Genomic DNA, 23,618 nt, shown 5'->3' on the forward strand with positions numbered 1-23,618 from the left:
TGGTGTGAAAGATTGCTTTCATTACTATTTGTGCCACCGATTAACGGCGGCGGAATGGAGATTGCTATGAAAATACTTTTAGCGTCAGGCTCGCCCCGTCGTTTTGCTCTTTTGTCGCAAATGGGCTGGGAAGTGGAAACATGTTCATTTCCTTTTGCAGAAGTAAAAAGCATCTGCGACGCTGAAACTCATCTGCAACAATTACAAAAGAAAAAAAGCACAGATTCAAAAGCTTTATTGTTTGATGAAAACGACATAATTCTGCTTACACCTTACCAGAATGAGGATCTGGTCTGCGCCTATAACGCATTAGGCAAGGGCATGGCAGCTGCATCTGTAATGGGAACCGGTTTACCGGTCGTGGCTGCCGATACGATTGTCGTTTTGGGAGAACAGATTTTAGGCAAACCGGCTGATGCGGCGGAAGCAAAGCATATGCTGGAATTGCTTTCAGGCAAGGCGCATGCTGTAAAAACCGCTGCGGTTGTCTTATATCAGAAAATGACACAGTTGCAGGTTGTAACAACCGTCGTTCACTTTCGCGAACTTACAGGAGACGAGATTGACTGGTACGTGGGAACCGGGGAACCGCTGGATAAAGCGGGCGCCTACGGGATACAGGGCAAAGGAGCCGTACTGGTCGAACGGATCGAAGGCTGTTACAACAATGTAGTAGGGCTGCCGGTAACTGCGGTTTATGAAATGTTGCGCAAGGCAGGCGTTGGTTCCATAGTTTAATAATAGTAAGAGAAATGTAAAATAGCGCTCCCGCTTTCTTGCAGGAGCGCTATAATTATTTTGCAGAATCGTTTATAACAATTTTGAAGAATGTTTAATTGAAATCTTTATCACTGTTTCGGTGCTCCGCAACCTACGCAGAACTGGCCCTGATTCTGTGTTCCGCAGTTGGGGCAGGTCCAGCTGCCTGCGTCTGCCGCCTGTTGCGGATAACCCTGTTGCGGCATCTGTCCGGGGTAACCCTGCTGCGGATAACCCTGTTGCGGCATCTGTCCGGGGTAGCCCTGCTGCGGATAACCCTGCGGTGGCATCTGTCCGGGGTAACCCTGCTGCGGATAACCCTGTTGCGGCATCTGTCCGGGGTAGCCCTGCTGCGGATAACCCTGCGGTGGCATTTGTTGCGGGTAACCCTGTTGCTGCTGCATACCCATACCTTGCTGTTGGAATCCTTGCTGCTGGAAACCTTGTTGCGGATACCCTTGCTGCATATAACCCTGTTGTTGCATGCCCTGTTGCGGATATCCTTGCTGGTAAGCCATTCCGGCGCCGGCGGCCATGCCGGCCACACCGCCTACGGTTCCCATACCGGCGTTCATACCCATGCCGGGATTCGGCACAGCGGAACCCGGATTACGCAGATTCAGCAGAGATACGCGGATATCTTCCGCAATCGCCATATTCTCCTGGTATTCCGGCGGATACATGGCGGCGGGGTTGTTGGCGTTCATGCTGTTCTGAATGCCGTTGATGACTGCGCCTATAATACCGGCTGCTGCCCCCATATTGTTCATATTTCCGCCTGCATTAAACGAATTGCCCATGGTACGGTTGCCAAAACCGCTCAGGCCTCTGGCCTGCAGGTAATCATACCTTACCCAGACACTGCTGCTGTTCACTTTGATGCGTCTGTGGCTGCAGTGGGGATGGCTTACGTCAATGTCTACATAAAAATCGTAGGAAAAATCGTAACGGGGAGGATCGTAGGATACGCTCCGTCCTTCTTCATTCTTGGTGCGCAGTTCATGCTTGGATTCGTTAATATCCACCGCGACGTTGGTAATAGCGGAAGCGTCAATGACATCCGGATTGTCTTCCTGCAGGTTGCTTGCAGAGGACACCATAAACTTCCGGTTCATTTCGTCAAGATACACTTTTGTGTTCTTCCCGATGGTACGGGTCGCGCGGAACTGGGCTACCGCCTGCCGGTTCTGTTCGCGGTAAGCCAGATGTTCCTTGATCTGCTGGGGAGTGGAAGCTTTACGGGCTTCTGTTGAAAACCAGTCGGAAAGCTTTTCCGCACAGTCATCGCACAGATTACCGCCGGACAATTCTTTGCGTTCCGTAAGTCCCATTTCCTTTCCGCAGATAGAGCACTGTCTCTTTTCAAATAAGCTGCCAAAGAATCCCATTGTGAACCTCCTTGTGATTATAAAATATATTTGCAGAAATTTATTAATGTACTATCTTTTTTTATTATACACTTTTTTTCCATGTAAATAAAGACAACTTTTTTACAATATAGTAATATGAAATTGCAAGTATCTGTTATGTTTCAACTCTTACACTTTAAAAATCTCTTTCGTTTCGTAATATTTTCACCGATTATCTTTTATATACAGTAATTATCTTTTGTGATATGATTTATGTATAAAATATAAAATGAAAAATAGGTAATATAGTTTTTTCGCCTTTCATTTTTCAAGTGAACTTGTTTTCTTTTACAGAAAACATTTCCTTTCGTTACCATGACAGGAGGAAAGCAGTATGGCAAAAACCAATCCGCTCCGAATCTATTGTAAAAACTGCGGCGCCCCCGCAGGTTTCGACATTATGCGCCAGACCTACAGCTGCCCGAACTGCGGGCAGGTCTCCGGCATCCAGGAAGTGGAACGGAAGATGAGCGAGTGGCGCGACCTGAACAAGAAAAATATAAAAGCCGGTTCGGCCGGACAGAATCTGGAAGAACACTCCTGTCCCACCTGCGGGGCACAGGTGATCTTTAAAGCAGGGGAAGCTTCCGGTACCTGCGACTTCTGCGGCAGCAAACTGATCCGGAAGGATCTGCTGCGACCGGAACAGATGCCGGAACTGATCATTCCTTTTTTCATCACGCCCGAAGAAGCAAAAAAACGGATGCTGGAGTGGGCTCATGAAAATGAAAAAAAGCCGGAAGGCCAGGCAGTCCTGTCCAATATGGGGCAATTCAAAGGGTATTACCTGCCATACCAACTGGTCCGGGGACCGGTTGGCGGCACGGTGAGCCGTGACGAAACATACCGCCAATACTACTGCGACGGATATCTGGACGGTACAGCGGTGAACACCTCCAAACAGCTGGACAACCTGACATTAAACGCCATGGAGCCCTTTGACTGGTCGGAAGCCCGTCCTTTTGAATACGGATATATCGCCGGACAGAATGTAAAACTGTCCGACATTTCCGGCGCCCAGACGGAAAAGCGTATCCTGCAGGAAGTGGAAGAAGATTTCCTGCCGGAAGTGGAACGGGTCATGCAGACCGAGGGCGTCGACATAAATTTAAAATCCGGAAGCCTGCTTACCATTCCCGTTCTGCTACCCGTTTATTTTATCAAAACGAAAACCCTCACTGCAGTCATGAACGGTCAGACCGGACGCATCGCTGTCTCTACCGGGCGCGAGAAAAAATCCAGGCCCTGGCTGTGGAACTGGTTCCTGTACACCCTGGGAACCTTCCTTCTCCTGACATTTTTATTCGGCAATGCATGGATGGGCCTGTATATCACCACCGTGCCCTTTATTATTTACGGGGTTATGTTTTCGCAAAACAGCAGTGAGGTGGTGCGCCGCATTGTATTAAAAACGGAAGCCGCCAAAGCGGAACGCAAGGGAAATGCCCTCTCCATCGCAGAAGGGGAAGACGTTTTGGAAAACCCGTACGATAACACGCCGGTCTTCCGGGAGAGAAATGACGCAGGCCAATTGGTACCGGTGCATCTTCGCTTTTATCCGGTGAGCCGTATGATCTCCGTTATTGTGAACACCTTTGTTACGGTATTTTTACCTGCCATCATTGCCGCATTCTTCCGCTGGGCTACCATGAAGGAAGGCGAAAAGTTTATGGACAGCTTTGCTCCGGAATACGGCGCGGCCTGGTATTGCATCGCCTTCATCCTCGTCCTGCTGTACCTGTCAAAAGGGATTCGCATGGACGCCTTTGACCATCCTTTTATTTATGAGATTCTGGAAAACGGCAAAGAAAAACTGATCGGCGAAAAAGATTCGCGGAAGCTTACCGTCCTGTCCATGTTCGGCGTAGGCGTGAAGGATGCGAACGGGGAAAGCTGGGGCCTGATCAAAACACTGCGGATGATGGGCGGTATCGGTTTGTTTTTAGGCGGCACACTGCTGTTCATTTTAATTGGCAGCGTAGCGGCGATTATCAGTTAAGATAACGATACGTACCCGGTTTGCCGCAGGAATTGTTGGCAATAAATTTTCAGGAAGGAACCTTTTGAGGTTCAGGAAGAATTTTGAAATGTTATTGATAACGGGAGCTTACCATGATGAAATATTTTACTAAAACTTTCACCAAGCTGATGCTGTTCTCAATCCTTTTCTGTCTTTTCTCTTTACCCTGTTTCGCTGAATTGCGACGGGTACCCGCCGCTCCTGTCGTGGAACAGGGACTGACCGCCATAACGGTAGACGCGGAAGGGGCGGAAGATTTCCGCTATGTAGGACAGAAAGATAAGATGCATACCTATGTTGGCAAAATCAAACCGGAAAGCAAATTAAAATTTGTGATCCAGGGTTCTTTAAAGAATGCAAAGGACCTTCCCATCAAAGGACGTACCAGCCTTGTACGTTTGCAGGTTACCGTGAAAAAAGGAGACACAGTCATTAAGACCGAGAGCTATCGAAAAGAAAACATAAGCAGAGTGTTCCTGAACTACACAGTTCCTAAAGATGCGGATACACTGGAAGTGATTGAAAGCTTTGCCCTGACCAATAAAAGCGACGACAATAAGTATAACCAGAAAGTCACCACCGTCAACAAACTGATCCTGTCCGCCAGAGAAGAAGTTCTTGCAGCGGTTGCAGGCCAACCGGTAACTAATAACAGTTCGGATAAAAATGCAACAACTGACACAGGCGATAAAAAGAAAACTGTAAACGCAAAAAATAATAAAGACGGCAGCAGCCAAAACGCCGAAAAGACTGATGTAAAAAATAAAAAGAGCACCGGAGAAAGCCCGGAGACTGAAGCAGCCAAGCGTCTCACACGCATCTGGTCCGGCGCGGCGTTTCTGATTCTGCTTGCCGGCGTCGGCATCCATTTCTTCTTAAAAAACAGGAAGAGCAACCAGGTTGCTGCGGAAACATTGGCACGCAAAGAACAACTGCGTCTGCAGGCGATTGAACGTCAGAAACAGCTGAAGCAAAACAGCCGGCCGGAAGAAATACAGGAAGAAGGGCAGCAGACTGACAATCCTCCTGAGACTGCGTTACCTCAGAACGATCCGCAGCAGGATATCCCCCGGGAAGGCGAACAAAGCGCACCGGCAGCAGCCGGGATGACACAGGCGCTCTACTGTCAGAACTGTGGCGCGCCGCTTAAACCGGACAGCAGATTCTGTGAAAACTGCGGCAGCAAAGTCTGACAGGGACAAAACATCGCGCACATAAGTTAGAACTGTAAGGAGGCGATTCAATTGATCAAGAAAATAATAGCCGTCTGTTTTCTGATCTTTGCAATGGCATTACATGGAACCGTGCTTGCCGGATCCGGCCCCAACGGAGCCGGCCCGGATGTGCGGGATCCGAAGTATTATGAAGCTACGGACAACGTATTTCTGGGAACCTGGGAATGTACTAACGACACTCATTCCAAACTGACTATCAAAGAAGCTAACCCGCAGACCGGTGGTTATTACGTTGACTTTTTCTTTTACCGGCTGGCCCATGCCGACGGCTATGCCAATATCAGTGGTGACAAGCTGTCCATCAACCAGGGTTCCGTCAATGACGACCAGAACTTCCGCGGTATTTTTGAAAGAACGCAGAACGGCATCCGGTTTACCGTTACAGAGTCCGGTTTTACTTACCTGAAGCCCGGCGACATCTTTGAATATAAAAAGATGAACGGAAAACCTGCCGTTGCCGATACGGATATCATCGGTACTTGGACGTTGCGCAGCTGGGCGAATGCTTCTGTCGTACGTTACGAGTTTACCAAAGATAATTTCTGGACGGCTTATTCGCCCCAGTGGACAGGCCCTGACCCCAAGCCGAAAACAGATGAATATGGCGTTTTAAAAGCGGTAGCGGCAGGCAGTTATAAAGTGATGCACGAAGGCAACTACAATCCCATCTTTAAACTGTATGACGCCACCGGAAAATTTTACGCCTACGTTTCTATCGAAGACGATGCGAATGCGGGTTGCCAAATGTTAAGTATCAATGGGCAACAGGACTGGTTTTATAAAGAAAAGTAGCAGAACCAGTTCCTTGCCATTCGCAACAAGTTCCCGGTCATCGTACCAACCCATTTAATCAGCATTTCCTTAAAAAAGTACTGATAAAGCATGGCGCCATCATTACGCGTTTTGTATAACAAAACATATTTTTTGTTTTTTGTCTGGAGGTGGAATGCAGGATGATAAAGAAGGAACGGTTTTACGGAGTTTTAATGGGGTTATTTTTGCTGACTATCTCACCGTTTATCGTTTGCGCCGCGCCCGCTGTCAGTAGCGAAGCCTATAAACCACAAAGCGCTGTAAATGAAACACAAAACTGGCCCATCGCAGCACAATATCAGAACAAAGGGGAGATTTGGCCCCCTGTGGCCGGACGGTATGAACGGAAAAATCCCAACGGACTGGCAAACGCCTTTATCCATGTAGCCGTATTGCCGGATCAGTGGCCTGTAATCGACCTGCACGGCTGTGATTATAACGGGCCGGCCGATGAACACGGGTGGGAGGCTCTGGACACCAACCCCGGCATCTGGCTGGGCGGAACCATTCAGCCTGCACAGATGGGACTGGCGGTGCGGTTTGTCATCGGAGCCAAAACCATTGGCATTTACAGGGGGAACGGTATTGCAGAAGCGTTGCCGCCCCAACAGTTTTTCATGATGAACAGCGGTATCAAATCCTTAAAAGACCGGATCGTTATTGATTATTCCGGAGAATGTCCCAAAAATCTGCCGGATATCCGGGGCGAATATGTGTTAAGCAAAGACAGCGTGCCAATGATTGACGAATATTCCGCCTTTGCCTTGGTCGAATCGCTTGGCCGGAACGATACTAAAACCGATTTCTTTGACAGAACCCTGCAGATCGTGCCGGCTCCCATTACCGGCAAAGAAGCGGCTGACTATGATAAACTGATTGGCGACTTCGGCTTTGCCATAAAGGTCTTCAAAAACGGCACGTTGCTGCGGACCTTTATCGTAACACGGGATCTGAGCGCGGTGTACCGGTTTGAAAGCGACGGCAACGGTGTTATGATCTACAACATCGACGGATCAAAAGGTTAATTGGTTATCCAGTGAAAACAGTTATCTGACAGGAGGCGAAAAAAGATGAACCGGATTTGGAAATTGTTAGTATGCGCAAGCCTTTTTATGACAATGGTTTTCAGCGGAGGCCTGGTAAAGGCAGAACCGAAAGCCATTGACGACTGGCAGCCGGTGGAAGGGCTTTATGTGCGTAAAACCGCCAGCGGTATTCCAAACGGTCGGATCGATGTCTTTGTAATTAAAGATCTTTATATGAATCCTTCCGTTCTTGTAGGTGTGGAAAGCCGTAACTATTCAGGCAACAGTTATGAAGGCTCTGATATGGCCCCGCGGATTTACATCGCCGGTACCATGGATGCCTCCCGTGTTGTCCTGTCCTACGGTTATTCGGACAAACGCAATCCCATGCCCGATCCAAAAGTACTGCCGCCCATGACCTGCGTGGTGTACAATGCGGACGTGAAGGATAAATCAATCACCCTGACGCCCCAGATGTTTGATCAGACCCGGGCTATGCGCACGGATCCGGACCTGGCGGGGACGTATGTATGGCAAGGCGATTACGCTTCGCCTTCCGCCTTTATGGCCATGGCCTGGGTGCGCCAGCAGAATCCGCAGCTGACCGGACTGGAACCGGGGGTGGATTACCGCTTTGAAGATAATTTTGTAGCCGATGGCAGAGAAAAAAATTATCCGGGGATCGGGGCAATCAAACCTTCCTATGAACTGAAGGCCTATGATGGGAATTCGTTGATCATGACTTTTTTGGTCAGCCAGGATTTCAAACAGATTTACCGGATCAAACCTGACGGGGAAGCACTGCTGATTTATAACAGCGAAGGCGGAGTCGGTTGATATGAAAGACCATCGCGTGCTTAAACCGGAATTGTAAGGAGGTGCTTCTTATGGGATTTTTCGACAGTATATTCGGCAAGAAAAAAGAAGAAAAGAAGCCGGAAGAAAGACGGATCTGCCCCGTCTGCGGTAACAGTTTTACAGGCAGGGGCATGGATGTTCACGACGGCATCATCTGCATGGACTGCTGGGAACTGGTGTTGGATGACTTTGAAATGGGCAGAATGGATGAAGATAAGGATTTTTATATTGCTCCCATCAAAGCTGCCGTACTTGCAAAAAAAGGTGAAATAGCCTCCGATAAAGCAGCCAAAGCGGAAAAACCGAAAGTCTGTCCCATCTGCGGCGGAAAGATGCCGAAGCTACTGACGGCGGAAGTGAAAGACGGGTACATCTGCGATGAATGCTTCCATACGTTTAATGAGCTGGAAGAAAACGGTGAAACCGATAAAGCGCTGGAAGATACAACCCTGAAAGAACTGTCCGCCCTGATTGCTAAAGCGGATAAACAGAAAGCAGCCAATGAAAAACGAAAAGAACAGGATGCCTGTCCCATCTGCGGAGCCAACGTGTCCGAAAAATCCACCGGTTCCCTTTGGGGCGATATCAAACGGTCGGTTAAGGATGAAATTCCTAAATTTGTTTTGTTGAAGGACAACCAGAAAATCTGCACAGAGTGCGCGGACAAAGTGCGCTTGCTGTATCCGTTTCAGTATTCGAGAAAATACGCCGGCGACGGCGAATACGAAGATGTTTACAATGACACCCTGAATACAATTACACTGGCGGAATACAAACAGGCTTTAGCAGACGTTAAAACAAAACGGAAAGAATGGGAAGAGCAGTACGGAAGCTGCGAGGCCGTTTTATCTGTAAGCAGCACGCATGAAAGTAAACAAAACGGCAAAACAGAATACCAGATCAGAGGAAGGATACTGTACGGCAAAGCGTCCAAAGGCGATATGATCCGGGTGACACAGAATGATTCCGGTGATTTAATGCGTATAAAATGGTTGCAGCAACCTAACGGCGAAGCTGCTGACAGCGTCGGGGAAGGATATTATGCCATCGTGACTGTCGCGGAAAACACTTCCTGTATTCATCCGGGCGATACCCTGATCATTGTGTAAGAAAAGTAAGGTGAGTCCATGTATCCGTGTATGCATGCACCCATGCACGGGATTATAATCTTTGCCTGAACAGATAACAGGTTAGCTGCAATTATTGCTAATATAAACATTTATGTAAGGAGGCCTGTTTATGATGAAAAAGAAACTGTTAGCATTAACGTTAGCTGCTTTTGTAGCCTGCGGCGCAGCCGGTTGCGGCGGTGAGGAAAAGAAACCGGCGCCGAAACCGGAAAACAAGCAGACCACAAATGTCAAAAAAGACGAGAAACAAAAGGCGCCGGAGAAAAAAGTAGATCCGGCAGTAAAACACGCACAGGAAGTAATGAAACTCCCGCATGTTGCCAAGTATGACCAGATTTCAAAAGACGCTTTTCCACACCTGACATGGGGCAATACCGGTTACAGTTACAAAGACTATCCGGGCAAGGGTAAAGAAGGTAAAGGCGCCCTGCTTGCCTACGGCGAAGTATTAGCCGGTTTCCACCGGTTCCTGCCCAGCGATAAAAGACCAGCTTTTAAAAATAAATTTGGACAGGATGTGAAAGGCGATGAACGGTTTGATATTGATGTGCTGGTTGGGGGCTGCAAGGGCAACTGCGTCATTGAAGCTACCAGTACACATACAAAACGACTGGATCCTGCGTCCTACGATAAACCTGTCGTAGAAAAAAAAGTCCTTGTTCCCTTTGACAAAACCTATGTGCGTCACGATGAAAACGGCAAGAAGTGGGTTACCCACGAGAAATGCGGAACGAAATAATAAATACGGTCCACGGGCCGTGTAATGATTGACCGCTCTTACCACTTACACGTCGGGGAGGTGATTCGTATTTTGAAACGAATCGTTTTACTAGTACTCACCATGCTTTCCATCCTGTTTTCCGCCACCTGTTTTGCCCATACGATGCCCGAATCGGAAATGTTCCTGCGGGGCATCGGACCCAAAACAACACTGGCTCAGGTCAAAACCGTCTACGGTGAGCCTGCCGGCAAAGACGAGTTTAAGGGCGAAGGGGTACGCCTTGTAACCTACGTTTACAGTCCTTTGTTCAAAGTATTCGGCAGAACCTATGCGGAAGACACTTCACCGGATGAGAAGTTAACAGTTGTCGGCTACATGGTAAAAGATAAAAATATAACCACGCCGTCCGGTTTTTCGGTGGGAATGCCGTATCAGGCAGTAGTGAAAAAGTTCGGACCCGGAGAAAAATTTAAAGACTATGACGGAAGAATCGGCTATATTTACAGTTTTAACAACGTTGTGAAGACGTTAACATTTTATGTAGACAAAGAGGAAAAAATTTCCGAAATCAATCTGGGCACGGATTTTTGATTACTAACATGTTTTTCCGGACAGCGCATACTGTCCGGTTTTTGTTTTAGCAAGAGTTATGTTATAATTTTTAATAATATTCTGATCAGGCAAAGGTGAATTCATGTACCCATGTGTGGAATGTAACAGGAAAAAATTATTGCAGAATACAGAAACCGTGGCCCGCATGTTGCATGCGGATCATAAAATCATGTGCGCCGTCATTAAAGGATTCTGCGCGGACGACGCGGTAATGCAAATTCTGGAAGAAAGCCAATGTGACTGGCTGGCTTCTTCCCGCATTGAGGATCTGGCAAAACTGAAAACGAAAAAGACAAGGCTTTTGATCCGTCTCTCCCAGACCTGCGAGATAAAAGAAGTTGTTGCTTCGTCGGAAGTTAGTTTTGAATCGGAGTGCAACACGATTTTTCTTTTGCAGGAAGAAGCTAAGAAACAGAATAAAACGCACGGCATCATGCTGGCCATCGATATGGGGGATTTACGGGAAGGAATCTTTTATAAAAATCTTGACGAGGTTGAGGAAGCCGCCGCGACCGTTCTCCGGTCCCCAAACCTGGAACTGCTGGGCGTGGGAACGAATCTGGGGTGTTTCGGCGGGGTGATTACGGATGCAGCCAACATGCAGGGGCTCATAGATGTGGCAACTCATATCGAACAGAAATTCTCTGTAAAACTGCCTTACATCTCCGGCATGAGCACGGCAGCCATGGAAATGATTGAAAACAGAACCATGCCCCTGCAGGTCAACCACGGGCGTTTCGGCGAAGCCTGGCTGCTGGGTTTCGATTCGGTGGATAACCGCAGGCTTTCCTACCTGCACGACGATGCATTCCTGTTTAAAGCGCAGATCATTGAAATCAAAGAGAAACCTTCACAGCCAATCGGTACCATTGGCGGCAACGCCTTCGGGGAACATGTGGAATATAAAAACGAAGGTATGATGAAGCGTGCGCTGCTTGCTTTCGGCACACAGGATGTAGAATACGAATACCTGGTTCCGTTAGATGAAAACATTGAAATCATCGGCGCCAGCAGCGACCACACCATCATCAACCTGCACGGATCGGACGATTATAAAGTGGGGGATGTGCTGACGTTTAAACTGAAGTACCATGCGCTGCTGCATCTGTACACCAGCAAATATGTGAAGAAATATATAGTGTAAGCAAATGATTCCATCGCAAAGGGTCTGGCCGGCTCATTCCCTTTGCGTTTTTATTTTACAAAACCTGAGTGTTTATCAGTAGAAGAACGACGTGATTTGTGGTATGATAATTGTGGAATAATATGAATAAAAGTTTTTATTTATTAACGGAAAAACACTTATGATCAAAGGAATAATTTTTGATTTTGACGGCACATTGGCCAATACACTGCCGGTGATTTTTGCCTGTTACGATTACAGCACGGAAAAAGTATTGGGAAGGAAAGCTGACCGTGCCCCGTTTATTGAAACATTCGGACTGCCCTTGAAGATTTGTCTGACTAAAGTATTCGGCGAAGAAACAGGAAGCAGGATCTGCGACGAGTACCGGGCATATCAGGAACTCCATCATGACGAACTGATCCGGCCTTTCCCAATAGTTAAAGAAACGCTGGAACGACTGCAGCAGATGCATATCCCCATGGCCGTTGTCACCAGCAAAAGCACCGCTACCTGTCTGCGGGGCGCCCGTTGCCTTGGTATCGACAGATTTTTTGTCACGGTAATTGGTTCGGATATGGTAAAACACCCCAAACCGGACGCAGAACCGACCCGAATGGCCCTGGACATATTAGGGACACCGCCGGAGGAAACCCTTTGCGTAGGTGACGCGCCCTTCGATATCATGAGCGGTAAAGCCGCAGGCTGCTTAACAGCCGCAGTGGAATACACCCAGGTAACAAAAAACAAATTTACCGGCAGAGCTAAACCGGATTTTTGGCTGCATGACATCAGGGAACTGTTAAAACCGGAGAGACAGAAAGGAGAAAGATGATGCTGAAAAAGCTGTTATTAACTGCTGCTGCAGGCGCTGCGCTTCTGGCAGGGTCAACCTGTTTTGCTTCGATACCGGCTGACCAGATAGAACTTGGCGGGATTCCCTACGGAGCTTCCATCAGCGCTGTGGAAAATGCTTACGGCCGTCCCAGAAAGGCTGAGCGGGAAATGAAATCCTACGGAGAAAAAGTGGAATATGAATACGGAAATTCATTGGAGTTTGAGTTTATCAACGGCAAATTAACCAAAATGAAAGCTGATGATTTCAGCGATGCCAAAACAAAGGCCGGCATCGGTCTGGGAACTGATATGGCCATGGTTAAGAAAGCCTATGGCGAGCCGGATTATATTCATGAAGAAGATTTTATATATTATGCAGACGGACTGCAGGGCGTAGGATTAAAAATAGAAATTAAATATGGCAAAGTAACTGAAATAAAGTGCGGCGTACTTCATTAAACGTTCTTCAGTATACAAATTCAGAAAGGCGGTAATCACATGCGTAAAATTGCAATTGTAGGCGGCACCGGTATTGAAAACCCCGATACCCTGAAGGGCTTTGAAACTAAAATCATTGAAACGCCTTATGGCAAAGCATTGTGCAACATCGGCGAGATGAGCGGCAACATGGTAGCCTTCTTATCCCGGCACGGGGTGGACCATTCCGTAGCGCCCCACATGATCAACTACCGGGCCAACATCTGGGCGCTGAAAAGCCTGGGCGTGGAAGAAGTATTCGCCACTTCCGCCACAGGTTCTCTGAACCCCAACATGAAGGCAGGCCATTTTGTGGTGTGCGACCAGCTGATGGATTTTACCAAAGCACGCATCAGTACATTTTACGATAACCCGGTTCGCGGCGTAGCCCATGCTGATTTTACCAACCCGTACTGTGAAACCCTGCGGCAGAAAGCTATTGCGATACTGAAAAAAACAAATATCACCTTCCATGAAAAAGGCTGCTATGTCTGCACCGACGGGCCCCGTTTTGAAACGGCAGCGGAAGTACGTGCGTACGCAATGTTAGGCGGCGACGTCATCGGCATGACTAACGCCCAGGAAGCGGCGCTGGCACGGGAAGCAGAACTCTGTTATACCAACGTAGCCATCGTCACCAACATGGGCGCCGGTATTTCTCCTACGCCGCTGTCCCATAAGGAAGTGGTGGAAGCCATGAACCAGAGCATTAAAAACATGGAACAGCTGATTTTAGGGTTCATCGGCTACAATGAAAAAGTAGAAGACATCTGCCTGTGCAAGCACGCCATGAAAGATTTTGGCGGCTTTAAGCTGCATCCGGAGAGAGAATAAATTTTTTGCAGCACATTCTGCAGGTCCAGTGGAATGCGTTGCGTTATGAAGGGAAGAAATGGGAAGAACTATGGTTGAAACAATGAAGTGGGAAAACGGGAAGCTGGTACTGTTAGACCAGACAAAGCTGCCCGTAAGCGTAGAATGGATTGCCTGCGACACATACCAGCGAGCAGGGAAAGCCATACAGAGATTAGAAGTACGTGGCGCGCCGGCCATCGGGGCGGCGGCAGCTTTTGCCATGGTACTGGCCTGGCGGGAAATTACACAAGCCTGCGCCGAAAAAGAAAATGAAACCGCATCTGCCATGCAGTTGCAATCTTATGCCGCCATGCTGTATGGCGATCATGACCACGCTGCGAAAAAATTGCAGCAGCATTTACTGCAAAAATTTTTGGAAGCACGCAATGAACTGGACGCAGCCCGTCCCACTGCCGTGAATCTTTCCTGGGCGACAAAGCTGATGTACGACGCCGCCTGCAAAATGGCAGAAGCGGGACTTGACCTGCAGCAGACAGATGCGGAACTGGAAAAATTAGCAGTAAAAATTTACGAACAGGACATTGCCAAAAATAAAAAGATGGGTGAGTATGGCGCGGAAGTTGTTCCGGAAAGCGCTGTCATCTTAACACACTGCAACGCCGGAGCGTTAGCCACCTGCGGCTGGGGCACGGCGCTGGGTGTGATCCGTTCTGCCCACGCGCAAGGCAAAGTTAGCATGGTGTATTCTGATGAAACGCGGCCCCTGTTGCAGGGTTCCCGCCTCACTGCCTGGGAGCTGATGCAAGACAACATTCCCGTCACCACCATTACGGATAACATGGCGGCCTGGTCCATGAAAACCAAAGGCATCAATCTCGTCATCACCGGGGCGGACCGCATCGCGTCCAACGGGGACACGGCCAACAAGATTGGCACCTACGGCGTGGCGCTGGCGGCGAAAGCCCACGGCATTCCGTTTTACATTGCGGCGCCTGCCAGCACGTTCGATTTTTCACTGAAGAACGGCACGCAGATTCCCATTGAAGAACGCAATGCAAAAGAAGTGAGACGGTTTCAGGGCAAGGCTTCTGCGCCAAAAAATGTTAACGTGTTTAACCCGGCTTTCGACGTAACGCCGGCCAGACTCATTGCGGGCATCATCACCGAATACGGCGTGCTGCGCCCGCCATTTAAAAAATCTATTGCAGAATTAAAAGCAAACGTACGCAAGGAGGAACTCTTTACATGGAAAGCATGATCCGTGACATTACCCTGGCAGAAAGCGGCCAGCGGAAAATCGACTGGGTGAAAGGCCACATGCCTTTGCTGAATTACTTTAATGAAAAATATGCACCGACCCAACTGTTCAAAGGCATCAACATGGTGGTCACCATTCATCTGGAAGCCAAGACCGCATACCTTGCGCTGACACTGAAAAACTGCGGAGCCAACGTAACGGTAACCGGCAGCAATCCGCTTTCTACACAGGACGATGTGGCGGCTGCGCTGGTTGCAAACGGCGTGACGGTGTTCGCTACCTACGCCTGCACCAACGAAGAATATGACATGTATCTGGATAAAGCGCTGGACACCCATCCCCGGCTGATCGTGGACGACGGCGGCGATCTGGTGAACAAGCTGCACACCACGCGCAAGGAATTGATTCCGGAACTGTGGGGCGGCAGTGAAGAGACCACCACCGGCGTGATCCGTCTGCGGGCGCTGGCGGAAGCGGGGAGACTCGCGTTCCCCATGATCGCGGTCAACGACAGCAACTGCAAATATTTATTTGACAACCGGTACGGTACCGGCCAAAGCGTGTGGGACGGCATCATGCGGACCAGTAATCTGATTGTGGCCGGCAAAACGGTTGTCGTTGCCGGTTACGGCTGGTGTGGAAAAGGCGTGGCCATGCGGGCCAAAGGCATGGGCGCCCGGGTCATCGTAACGGAAGTGGATCCCATCAAAGGCATCGAAGCCGTGTTCGACGGATTTGAAACCCTGCCCATGGCGGAAGCTGCAAAAAAAGGTGATGTCTTCATCACCGTAACAGGATGTAAAGACGTCATCCGCAAAGAACATATGGAAGTGATGAAAGACGGCGTGCTGCTGGCCAACGCCGGTCATTTTGATGTGGAGATCAACAAACCGGACCTTGAAGCCCTGAGTGTGAAAGCTCCCTTCCAGGCGCGTCAGAATATTACAGCCTACACCCTGGCCAACGGTCACCAGCTTAATCTGTTAGGCGAGGGACGTCTGGTGAATCTGGCCTGCGGCGACGGACATCCGGCGGAAGTCATGGACCTGAGTTTTGCCATGCAGTTCCTGGCCATGCGCCACGTGCTGGAGAACAGAGGCAAGCTGGAAAACAAACTGTACCTGCTGCCGAAAGAACTGGATGAAGAGGTTGCAGCAATCAAATTGAAGGCCATGGGCTTTGATGTGGATACCCTGAGTGAAGAACAGTGGAAATATCTTCATGAGGCATAATCAGTTACGCAGAGGGCGTGCTGGCTGTTAAAGAACTGAAAGAGTCAGGGGATGGAAAGTGAACTACAAAAACACAGGTATTTTTTACGGCATGTACATCCTTTCCATGCTGCTGTTTGGCACAAACGGATATCTGGTGTCGCATATCTCGCTGCAGAGCAGCCAGATCGTTCTTGTCAGGACACTGATCGGCGGGCTTGTGCTTTCGGCAATGGTCCTGCTCCAAAAAGACTTTTCGTTTAGCCGGATTAAACCCGAACTAGGCAATCTTCTGGCTGGCGGCATCGCCCTTGGCTTAAACTGGGTGACTTTGTTCGCCGCGTACCGGATGCTGAACGTAAGCCTTGCCACATTGATTTATTATGCAGGTCCCATGCTGGTATTACTGTTCTCGCCCTGGCTGTTCCGTGAAAAGCTGACAAAGCGGAAACTGGCTGCCGTTATGATTGTTGCTGCCGGTTTACTCTGTATTACCGGAAGTATTGCCGCCGGCAAGCTGAGTATGGCAGGACTGTTTACGGCGATTGGTTCGGCCCTGTTTTACGCGGCCCTGATCGTGTTCAACAAGCGCATCAGAAACACTGGCGGGTTACAGACAGCCGCCGTTGAACTCGATGTGGCTTTTATTGTCGTATTGTTATACGTTCTTTTTACTTCGGGTTTATCTTACCCGATGACTGCCGATATTCCGTACCTTCTGGTTATCGGTCTTATGAACACGGGGCTGGCCTATTTCCTTTATTTTACCGGTATGCAGCGCCTGCCCGCCCAGTCGGTGGCGCTTATCAGTTATATCGATCCGGTATCGGCATTATTGTTTTCCGCATGGCTGCTGAACGAAAGCATGACCATGCTGCAGATTGCCGGAGCTGTTTTCATTATCGGCGGGGCAATCATTGGGGAACTTGGTGAAAAGTAATCCATAAGCAAACAGCGAGGGGGAAAAAGTATGAGAATCAGAAAAGCTTTGATGGCAGTTTTATGTTTGGGAATATGCCTTCCGCTATTTTCCGGCATTGCAGAAGCCAAAGGCGGAAAAGATATGGTACAGGAAAAGACAGCTTATATTACGAGGTGCGGATACGTCAGTTCAGGAAGCTCTACAGGCGGGCACGAACGCATTGAACTGACACGCGTCAGTGATTCGGAAGCAAACTTCAAAAGCAACAGTAAAGACTGGCATAATTCTCCGGAAAGAACGGTGGACAAAAACATTTCAGCAGACGTGCTGAAAAAGATGGAAGAACTGGGCAGGGAGTATAAAATCTTTAAATGGAAACCGTTTCGTAAGAGCGCCTTATTTGCACTGGATGCTGCAAGTGTAAGCCTTTCTGTTTCTTATAAAGACGCAAGCAACGGAGCCGGCTGGACTCTTACCATGCGCTCCGATGACGAACTAAGCGATAAGCAAACTGATTACTATCATAAACTGCTTGATTTATTGCGGTCGGCAGAAGGACAGTGATTCAATATACATGGGCAACATATGGGAACAAATATCATAATCTGTTACGAAATAATTATTTAAAGTGACGCTGATTAAAAGGTTAGTTGAAGAGGAGAGGTGTAATCATGATCACAGCAAAACAGGCTTACGAAATTGCCAAAGAGTGGATGGGACCCTTCGCGTTAGTCAGTGCCGGTTATGAAATTGATACCCACTTCATTTTTCTCCGGGAGCATAACAGGGGGAAACTCTGGACGGACCATGCTTCTTTCTGGATTGACAAGGCAAATGGCGCGTTAAAAATCGTTTCGGCCATCCCGGCAACAAAAGAGTTTGACCTGATGCAGCAGGGCAAACCGCTGAACCTGGCGGAGATGTGCGAATAAGGCAAACGAATTATGATTATCAAATGTGCAGGAAGCGGAAATCCGTCTCCGGCCCGGTCTATGTAAGGATGGCAATCAGATATCATCGATTATGCGCGGATCCGCGTAAGTGCAAGAAAAGTATAAGATATTTTTCAGGAAAGAGGTTTTACTATTGGATAAAGGCAATTCAGAGAATATCAGACAATCAGTGGTAGAAGCAGGCCTTGTACTGGCTCATTCCAGCATGACCATCGGCACCTACGGTAACATCAGCTGCCGCGTGGATGAAAATCATATTGCCATCACGCCGTCAGGCAGGGATTATGAACAGCTCACCTCCGCGGATATCGTAGTAACTGACCTGGAAGGAACAGTTCAGATACCTGACAGCAAAGACGGGGATCAGGAAAAGAGCGTGGGTAATCCCATCAAAAACCACGCCGTTCCCTTACGTCCTTCTTCGGAGCTGCCTCTGCATCTGGAAATATACAAAAACTTTCCGGAAGCCCGGGCCATCGTGCACACCCACAGCGTGTACGCCAGCGCGCTGGCCGTGGCCCATAAGGATCTGCCTCCCGTCATTGAAGACTTAACGCAAATTGTCGGCGGCGCAGTGCGTTGTACCGAATACACAATTGCAGGCACAAAAGAACTGGGGCAAAGAGTAGTGGAAGCCATGGAAGGCGGCCGCAGCGCAGCTCTGATTGCCAACCATGGCGCTGTATGCTGGGGCAGAACCATGAAAGAAGCGCTGGCAACAGCAAAGGTTTTGGAAAAGGCTGCGCAAATTTATTGTATTGCCCATACATTTGGCACGCCGTTTCCGTTAGACAGAAAAACAGTGAACGCGCTGCACGGTTTTTATGTAAACCATTACAGCAAACGGCAACGGGGAGAAGAATAAATCATTATATCTTATTCTAAATTTACGAAAGGAACTCACCATGAAGAAAATTTTAATCAGCAACGTGGAAATCGTTACCGACGGCCCGGCGTATGAAAAAAAGTACATCGGCGTCACCGGCAACAAAATTTCCTACATTGGTAAAGAAAAACCAACAGGTTATGAAGATGCCTACCAGATTGACGGTGCAGGCAAGCTGGCCGCTGCCGGTATGGTGAACGCCCACACCCACATCGCCATGTGCCTGTTGCGCAGCTATGCGGACGATATGGCGCTGATGGACTGGCTGCAGAACAAGGTGTGGCCAGCGGAAGCGGGGCTGCAGAAAGGCGACTGTTATGCAGGAACCCAGCTTGGCATTCTGGAAATGCTGAAAAGCGGAACCACAGCGTATGCCGACATGTATTTCTTCATGGACGAAACAGCGCAGGCTTCTCAGGAAGCCGGCATCCGTGCCTGCCTTTCCCGCGGCCTGATGGGGGACAAGTACGATAAAGAAGATGAACGTTTAAAAGAAAATGTGCAGCTTTTTAAAGATTGGAACGGCAAAGAGGACGGACTGATCACTGTCATGCTGGGACCCCATGCGCCCTACACTTGTGGCACAGAGTATCTGAAACTGTTAGCAGACACCGCCGGGGAACTGAACTGTGAGATGCACATGCATCTGGCAGAAACAGAACAGGAAGTGAAAGACTGCGTCAGGAATTTCGGCGCCACACCCATTAAATACGCGGACAGTTTAGGCATTCTGGACCGGGGCTGCCTGATTGCACACGGCGTATGGGTAACGGAAGAAGAAATGGAGATCATGGCTGCCAAAAAGGCAAGGGTAGCCCATAATCCCCAGAGCAATCTGAAGCTGGCCAGCGGTATCGCCCCGGTAGAAAAGATGCTGGCAAAAGGTATCACGGTCGGACTTGGCACTGACGGAGCAACCAGTAATAACAATCTGGACATGCTGGAAGAAGCACGGCTCACCGCTATGCTTCATAAGGGTGTAACCTACGATCCGCTGTGCATTCCGGCAGCCACAGCCTGGGATATGGCCACGTATCAGGGAGCGAAGTGCCTTGGCTACGATAACCTGGGCAAACTGGAAGAAGGCTGGCTGGCGGATATCGTGCTTTATGATATGAACAAGCCACACTGGTATCCCCGCAACAACCGCATGAGCCTGCTGGTGTACGCTGCTAATGCCGGCGATGCGGATACGGCCATCATCAACGGTAAGGTGGTTATGGAAAAAGGCGAAGTAAAAGCGCTGGATGCGGAAAAGATTTATTTTGAAGCGGACAGGATAGCAAAACGGCTGACGGGGAAATAAATTCCATAGCTGCATTACGGGACATTGTCACAGTCTGTCACAAAAGAGCCTGACAGCATGCATACGAATGAATCAGTATTTCTTTTGTTTTTCCTTAACGAAAAACGTAAGGAACGTGGTATAATTAAATGATAGTATGTTTTTTCTTTTTGCAATGTTCGGTTAATAAACAAAATTAGAACATAATTATGTGTTAATCTTATAAAAGTATGAATAACTGAACCGCAAAGGAAGGGGAATCATCATGGCGAAAATTTTGGACAAAAAACTTGTTTCACCTGCTGTCTATGAATTGGTGATTGAAGCGCCGCTGATTGCGCGCAAGTGCAAGCCGGGCCAGTTCGTCATCGTGTTGTCCGATCCGGAAAGTGAGCGGGTTCCGTTCACCATTGCAGACTTTGACCGGGAAAAGGGAACCATCACCATGATCATCCAGGTGGTAGGCAACACCTCCCGCCACATCTGCGAAGACTATGAAGCAGGAGATGAATGGGATAATATCGTCGGGCCTTTAGGCCAGCCTTCCGAAATGAAAAATTTCGGCACGGTAGTCTGCGTAGGCGGCGGTATCGGCGTAGCACCGGTGTATCCCATTGCCCGTGCTTATAAAGAATTAGGCAACAAAGTCATTTCCATCATCGGCGCCCGGAATAAAGACCTGGTGTTGTGGGAAGACCGCATGCGGGCTGTCAGCGACGAACTGATCGTCTGCACTGACGACGGCAGCTACGGCCATAAAGGTTTCGTCACCGATCCGCTGAAGGCCATGTTGGAAAAAGGTGAGAAAGTAGATTACGTCATTGCCATCGGCCCGGTCATTATGATGCGCAACGTAGCCCGCACCACGGAACCATTTCATGTGTTTACGGCAGTCAGCCTGAATACCATCATGGTAGACGGCACCGGCATGTGCGGCGGCTGCCGCGTGCTGGTAGGCGGCGAAAACAAATTCGCCTGCGTGGACGGGCCTGAGTTTGACGCTCATAAAGTAGATTTCGCCAATCTGATGGAACGCCAGAAAATGTACAAAGAACAGGAATCGGTTGAGTGGGGATGCGGAGGTGACTGCAAATGCTTAAAGTAAATCGTCATGCCATGCCGGAACAGCCGGCAGAAATCCGCCGTCGCAATTTTGAAGAAGTCGCCCTGGGTTACGATGAAGCCACAGCCATTGAAGAAGCAAAACGTTGCCTGAACTGTCCAAAGCCCCGTTGTGTAGGAGGATGTCCTGTCAATATTTATATACCGAAATTTATCCATGCAGTCTCCGAAGGAGATTTTGCTTCCGCGATTAAAATCATTAAAGAAAAGAGCAGCCTGCCTGCGGTCTGCGGCCGTGTCTGCCCGCAGGAAAAGCAGTGCGAAAGCCGTTGCGTGCTGGGCATCAAAGGCGAACCGGTTGCCATCGGCCGCCTGGAACGTTTCGTTGCGGATTACGCACGGGAACATGGACTGGATAAAGTGGATCCGTCTGAAGTTGCCGCGAAAAACGGAAAAAAGGTTGCCATCGTAGGTTCCGGACCTTCCGGCCTGGCCTGTGCCGGTGTGCTGGCGCAAAAAGGCTATGATGTAACGATTTTTGAAGTCCTGCATGCAGCCGGCGGCGTGCTGATGTACGGCATTCCCCAGTTCCGTCTGCCCAAAGAAATCGTGCAGCACGAAATCGAAGGGCTGAAACAGATGGGCGTGCACGTTCAGACCAATGCCATCATTGGGCGCACCTTCACCATTGATGAGCTAATGAAGGAAGAAGGATTTGACGCTGTGTACATTGCCACCGGCGCGGGACTTCCTCACTTCATGCACATTCCGGGCGAACAGTTCAACGGCGTTTATGCCGCTAACGAATTCTTAACCCGCGTGAACCTGATGAAAGCGTATACCTTCCCGCGGGCGGCCACCCCGGTCTTTATCGGTAAAAAAGTTGCAGTGGTAGGCGGCGGCAACGTGGCCATGGACGCAGCCCGCACCGCCATGCGGTTAGGGGCAGAACACGTTTACATCGTGTACCGCCGGGGTGAAGACGAACTGCCGGCCCGAAAGGAAGAAGTAGGACACGCAAAAGAAGAAGGCATTGAATTCTATCTTCTGAACAATCCGGTACAGATTGTCGGCAATGAACAGGGCTGGGTCACCGGGCTGGAATGCGTGAAGATGGAATTAGGGGAGGCAGACGCTTCCGGCCGCCGCTCCCCGGTAGCTGTGGAAGGCAGTAATCACATTTTGGAAGTGGATGAAGTGGTCATGGCCATCGGTCAGGGACCAAACCCGCTGATCCATCAGACTACGCCGGATCTGGAAGTGAACCGGCGCGGCAACATCGTAGCCGATGAAAACGGCGCTACCAGTATGCCGGGCGTCTATGCCGGCGGCGACATCGTCACCGGCGCTGCCACAGTGATTTCCGCCATGGGCGCCGGCAAGAAGGCGGCCGCGGCCATTGATGCGTATTTAATGAAATAACTGCCGGTTCCGGCAGATGGGTTGCAAACGTTGCAGGCCCATCCTGCAATACCACGGTTATGTATAGAATTTAAGATATCGTTCTCAAATTTTAATCAAATTGAAAGGCTGATTTATCAATGAAAAAGATTAGATTATTTTTCTCCGTATTACTCGTATGTCTTGCCATCTCAACTGTCGCGCAGGCCCAGGAAAAAATCCTGGATTATTTTTACCCGGAAGGACGTTCTGCATACTATATCTACAACGATGAGAAATCAGGGGCTGTTGAGAAAGTCAATATCACGTTTGAACGAAGCAGTAACGGATACCGTCTGGACAGGGAGTCGCCGATTCCCCTGATTGGCAGCATAAAATTCCTGCCTTACAACGGAACTTCTTCTTACATATTGGATATTACGGATTATGCCGTTACCGCAAAGACCTGGTGGTCAGGCGATCAATCGGATCCAAATAATAATGTGCACGTAAATCTTGAGTTATTAAAACTGCCTGCAAAGGGTGAAGTCCTCAACTGGACCACTACCGTAAACGAAAACGGCACAGTCAAACAAATCTGGGAGATGAGCGCCAGACTGATGATGATAGCGGTCTTTGAAAAAGGTGAACGAATCGCTGTTCATGCACTGGAAGTAAAGCGCAATGTGTTTGACTCACAGCATAATCCGCTTCCCGGGCAATCTGTTACGGAATACTGGCAGAAGGGTAAGGGGAAAGTGAAAGTCATCAGGAACAAATAAGAGCAGGTAAGGTGGTGTACTTGATCATGATAAGAAGAACAGCT

24 protein-coding genes are annotated in these 23,618 nt (G+C 49.0%); 23 read left to right on the top strand and 1 reads right to left on the bottom strand.

Annotated elements, in window-relative coordinates; all coding sequences use genetic code 11:
• Nucleotides 1-66: 66 nt before the first annotated feature.
• A complete protein-coding gene (locus tag ACZOWY_RS01505) occupies nucleotides 67-738 on the top strand; it encodes a Maf family protein (protein ID WP_484392243.1) in 672 nt (223 codons plus the stop codon).
• A gap of 110 nt (nucleotides 739-848) precedes the next feature.
• Here the strand turns inward: ACZOWY_RS01505 and ACZOWY_RS01510 are convergent, their stop codons facing one another.
• Complete coding sequence (locus ACZOWY_RS01510; protein WP_484392247.1) at nucleotides 849-2,147, bottom strand: DUF4428 domain-containing protein; 1,299 nt, start codon at nucleotides 2,145-2,147, stop codon at nucleotides 849-851.
• Between the two features lie 355 nt (nucleotides 2,148-2,502).
• Here ACZOWY_RS01510 and ACZOWY_RS01515 point away from each other — a divergent pair, with 355 nt between their 5' ends.
• From ACZOWY_RS01515 to ACZOWY_RS01620, 22 genes are all read left to right on the top strand, one after another.
• Nucleotides 2,503-4,167, top strand: coding sequence for a TFIIB-type zinc ribbon-containing protein (locus ACZOWY_RS01515; RefSeq protein WP_484392253.1), 1,665 nt, complete (start codon nucleotides 2,503-2,505; stop codon nucleotides 4,165-4,167).
• Between the two features lie 200 nt (nucleotides 4,168-4,367).
• Nucleotides 4,368-5,381: a zinc ribbon domain-containing protein gene (locus ACZOWY_RS01520; RefSeq protein WP_484392258.1), complete on the top strand. Its 1,014-nt coding sequence runs from the start codon at nucleotides 4,368-4,370 to the stop codon at nucleotides 5,379-5,381.
• Between the two features lie 51 nt (nucleotides 5,382-5,432).
• Complete coding sequence (locus ACZOWY_RS01525) at nucleotides 5,433-6,215, top strand: hypothetical protein (RefSeq protein ID WP_484392263.1); 783 nt, start codon at nucleotides 5,433-5,435, stop codon at nucleotides 6,213-6,215.
• Nucleotides 6,216-6,376: 161 nt separating this feature from the next.
• Nucleotides 6,377-7,261, top strand: a complete 885-nt coding sequence (locus tag ACZOWY_RS01530; RefSeq protein WP_484392267.1) for a hypothetical protein — start codon at nucleotides 6,377-6,379, stop codon at nucleotides 7,259-7,261.
• Nucleotides 7,262-7,306: 45 nt separating this feature from the next.
• Nucleotides 7,307-8,098 (top strand): hypothetical protein, encoded by a 792-nt coding sequence (locus ACZOWY_RS01535; RefSeq protein ID WP_484392271.1) that lies wholly within the window; start codon nucleotides 7,307-7,309, stop codon nucleotides 8,096-8,098.
• 50 nt (nucleotides 8,099-8,148) lie between these two features.
• A complete protein-coding gene (locus tag ACZOWY_RS01540) occupies nucleotides 8,149-9,228 on the top strand; it encodes a hypothetical protein (RefSeq protein WP_484392275.1) in 1,080 nt (359 codons plus the stop codon).
• Between the two features lie 130 nt (nucleotides 9,229-9,358).
• Nucleotides 9,359-9,988, top strand: a complete 630-nt coding sequence (locus ACZOWY_RS01545) for a hypothetical protein (protein ID WP_484392280.1) — start codon at nucleotides 9,359-9,361, stop codon at nucleotides 9,986-9,988.
• 72 nt (nucleotides 9,989-10,060) lie between these two features.
• A complete protein-coding gene (locus ACZOWY_RS01550) occupies nucleotides 10,061-10,561 on the top strand; it encodes a hypothetical protein (protein ID WP_484392284.1) in 501 nt (166 codons plus the stop codon).
• 139 nt (nucleotides 10,562-10,700) lie between these two features.
• Nucleotides 10,701-11,726 (top strand): alanine racemase, encoded by a 1,026-nt coding sequence (locus ACZOWY_RS01555; RefSeq protein WP_484392289.1) that lies wholly within the window; start codon nucleotides 10,701-10,703, stop codon nucleotides 11,724-11,726.
• Between the two features lie 160 nt (nucleotides 11,727-11,886).
• A complete protein-coding gene (locus ACZOWY_RS01560) occupies nucleotides 11,887-12,540 on the top strand; it encodes an HAD hydrolase-like protein (protein WP_484392293.1) in 654 nt (217 codons plus the stop codon).
• A complete protein-coding gene (locus ACZOWY_RS01565; RefSeq protein WP_484392297.1) occupies nucleotides 12,537-13,001 on the top strand; it encodes a hypothetical protein in 465 nt (154 codons plus the stop codon). The genes ACZOWY_RS01560 and ACZOWY_RS01565 overlap by 4 nt, the downstream gene beginning before the upstream one ends.
• Before the next feature lie 39 nt (nucleotides 13,002-13,040).
• The gene (mtnP, locus tag ACZOWY_RS01570; RefSeq protein ID WP_484392302.1) at nucleotides 13,041-13,853 is read left to right on the top strand and encodes an S-methyl-5'-thioadenosine phosphorylase; all 813 of its coding nucleotides are present in this window, start codon (nucleotides 13,041-13,043) and stop codon (nucleotides 13,851-13,853) included.
• A gap of 70 nt (nucleotides 13,854-13,923) precedes the next feature.
• Nucleotides 13,924-15,093, top strand: coding sequence for an S-methyl-5-thioribose-1-phosphate isomerase (mtnA, locus tag ACZOWY_RS01575; RefSeq protein WP_484392543.1), 1,170 nt, complete (start codon nucleotides 13,924-13,926; stop codon nucleotides 15,091-15,093).
• The gene (locus ACZOWY_RS01580) at nucleotides 15,081-16,325 is read left to right on the top strand and encodes an adenosylhomocysteinase (protein ID WP_484392307.1); all 1,245 of its coding nucleotides are present in this window, start codon (nucleotides 15,081-15,083) and stop codon (nucleotides 16,323-16,325) included. Before mtnA ends, ACZOWY_RS01580 begins: the two co-directional genes overlap by 13 nt.
• A gap of 58 nt (nucleotides 16,326-16,383) precedes the next feature.
• Nucleotides 16,384-17,244, top strand: coding sequence for a DMT family transporter (locus ACZOWY_RS01585; protein WP_484392312.1), 861 nt, complete (start codon nucleotides 16,384-16,386; stop codon nucleotides 17,242-17,244).
• Nucleotides 17,245-17,274: 30 nt separating this feature from the next.
• On the top strand, nucleotides 17,275-17,790 hold the full coding sequence (locus tag ACZOWY_RS01590) for a hypothetical protein (protein WP_484392317.1): 516 nt from the start codon (nucleotides 17,275-17,277) through the stop codon (nucleotides 17,788-17,790).
• Nucleotides 17,791-17,897: 107 nt separating this feature from the next.
• The gene (locus ACZOWY_RS01595) at nucleotides 17,898-18,158 is read left to right on the top strand and encodes a hypothetical protein (RefSeq protein ID WP_484392321.1); all 261 of its coding nucleotides are present in this window, start codon (nucleotides 17,898-17,900) and stop codon (nucleotides 18,156-18,158) included.
• Nucleotides 18,159-18,312: 154 nt separating this feature from the next.
• Entirely contained in the window at nucleotides 18,313-19,044 is a 732-nt protein-coding gene (locus tag ACZOWY_RS01600) for a class II aldolase/adducin family protein (protein ID WP_484392326.1), read from the top strand.
• 40 nt (nucleotides 19,045-19,084) lie between these two features.
• Nucleotides 19,085-20,371 carry an amidohydrolase gene (locus tag ACZOWY_RS01605; protein ID WP_484392331.1) on the top strand — a complete coding sequence of 429 codons (1,287 nt, stop codon included), beginning with the start codon at nucleotides 19,085-19,087 and terminating at the stop codon, nucleotides 20,369-20,371.
• Between the two features lie 244 nt (nucleotides 20,372-20,615).
• Nucleotides 20,616-21,455 (top strand): sulfide/dihydroorotate dehydrogenase-like FAD/NAD-binding protein, encoded by an 840-nt coding sequence (locus tag ACZOWY_RS01610; RefSeq protein WP_484392337.1) that lies wholly within the window; start codon nucleotides 20,616-20,618, stop codon nucleotides 21,453-21,455.
• On the top strand, nucleotides 21,443-22,834 hold the full coding sequence (gene gltA / locus ACZOWY_RS01615; protein ID WP_484392342.1) for an NADPH-dependent glutamate synthase: 1,392 nt from the start codon (nucleotides 21,443-21,445) through the stop codon (nucleotides 22,832-22,834). The genes ACZOWY_RS01610 and gltA overlap by 13 nt, the downstream gene beginning before the upstream one ends.
• Nucleotides 22,835-22,953: 119 nt before the next feature.
• Nucleotides 22,954-23,574 carry a hypothetical protein gene (locus ACZOWY_RS01620; protein ID WP_484392346.1) on the top strand — a complete coding sequence of 207 codons (621 nt, stop codon included), beginning with the start codon at nucleotides 22,954-22,956 and terminating at the stop codon, nucleotides 23,572-23,574.
• Nucleotides 23,575-23,618: the final 44 nt, after the last annotated feature.

It is taken from the genome of Succiniclasticum sp. (genome assembly GCF_056977735.1).

Coding starts and splice junctions, on each gene's coding strand:
- ACZOWY_RS01580 (WP_484392307.1), top strand. CDS start 15,081: ATGGAAAGCATGATCCGTGACATTACCCTGGCAGAAAGCGGCCAGCGG.
- ACZOWY_RS01505 (WP_484392243.1), top strand. CDS start 67: ATGAAAATACTTTTAGCGTCAGGCTCGCCCCGTCGTTTTGCTCTTTTG.
- ACZOWY_RS01545 (WP_484392280.1), top strand. CDS start 9,359: ATGATGAAAAAGAAACTGTTAGCATTAACGTTAGCTGCTTTTGTAGCC.
- gltA (WP_484392342.1), top strand. CDS start 21,443: ATGCTTAAAGTAAATCGTCATGCCATGCCGGAACAGCCGGCAGAAATC.
- ACZOWY_RS01565 (WP_484392297.1), top strand. CDS start 12,537: ATGATGCTGAAAAAGCTGTTATTAACTGCTGCTGCAGGCGCTGCGCTT.
- ACZOWY_RS01530 (WP_484392267.1), top strand. CDS start 6,377: ATGATAAAGAAGGAACGGTTTTACGGAGTTTTAATGGGGTTATTTTTG.
- ACZOWY_RS01605 (WP_484392331.1), top strand. CDS start 19,085: ATGAAGAAAATTTTAATCAGCAACGTGGAAATCGTTACCGACGGCCCG.
- ACZOWY_RS01610 (WP_484392337.1), top strand. CDS start 20,616: ATGGCGAAAATTTTGGACAAAAAACTTGTTTCACCTGCTGTCTATGAA.
- ACZOWY_RS01590 (WP_484392317.1), top strand. CDS start 17,275: ATGAGAATCAGAAAAGCTTTGATGGCAGTTTTATGTTTGGGAATATGC.
- ACZOWY_RS01515 (WP_484392253.1), top strand. CDS start 2,503: ATGGCAAAAACCAATCCGCTCCGAATCTATTGTAAAAACTGCGGCGCC.
- mtnP (WP_484392302.1), top strand. CDS start 13,041: ATGCGTAAAATTGCAATTGTAGGCGGCACCGGTATTGAAAACCCCGAT.
- ACZOWY_RS01595 (WP_484392321.1), top strand. CDS start 17,898: ATGATCACAGCAAAACAGGCTTACGAAATTGCCAAAGAGTGGATGGGA.
- mtnA (WP_484392543.1), top strand. CDS start 13,924: ATGGTTGAAACAATGAAGTGGGAAAACGGGAAGCTGGTACTGTTAGAC.
- ACZOWY_RS01540 (WP_484392275.1), top strand. CDS start 8,149: ATGGGATTTTTCGACAGTATATTCGGCAAGAAAAAAGAAGAAAAGAAG.
- ACZOWY_RS01535 (WP_484392271.1), top strand. CDS start 7,307: ATGAACCGGATTTGGAAATTGTTAGTATGCGCAAGCCTTTTTATGACA.
- ACZOWY_RS01510 (WP_484392247.1), bottom strand. CDS start 2,147: ATGGGATTCTTTGGCAGCTTATTTGAAAAGAGACAGTGCTCTATCTGC.
- ACZOWY_RS01560 (WP_484392293.1), top strand. CDS start 11,887: ATGATCAAAGGAATAATTTTTGATTTTGACGGCACATTGGCCAATACA.
- ACZOWY_RS01620 (WP_484392346.1), top strand. CDS start 22,954: ATGAAAAAGATTAGATTATTTTTCTCCGTATTACTCGTATGTCTTGCC.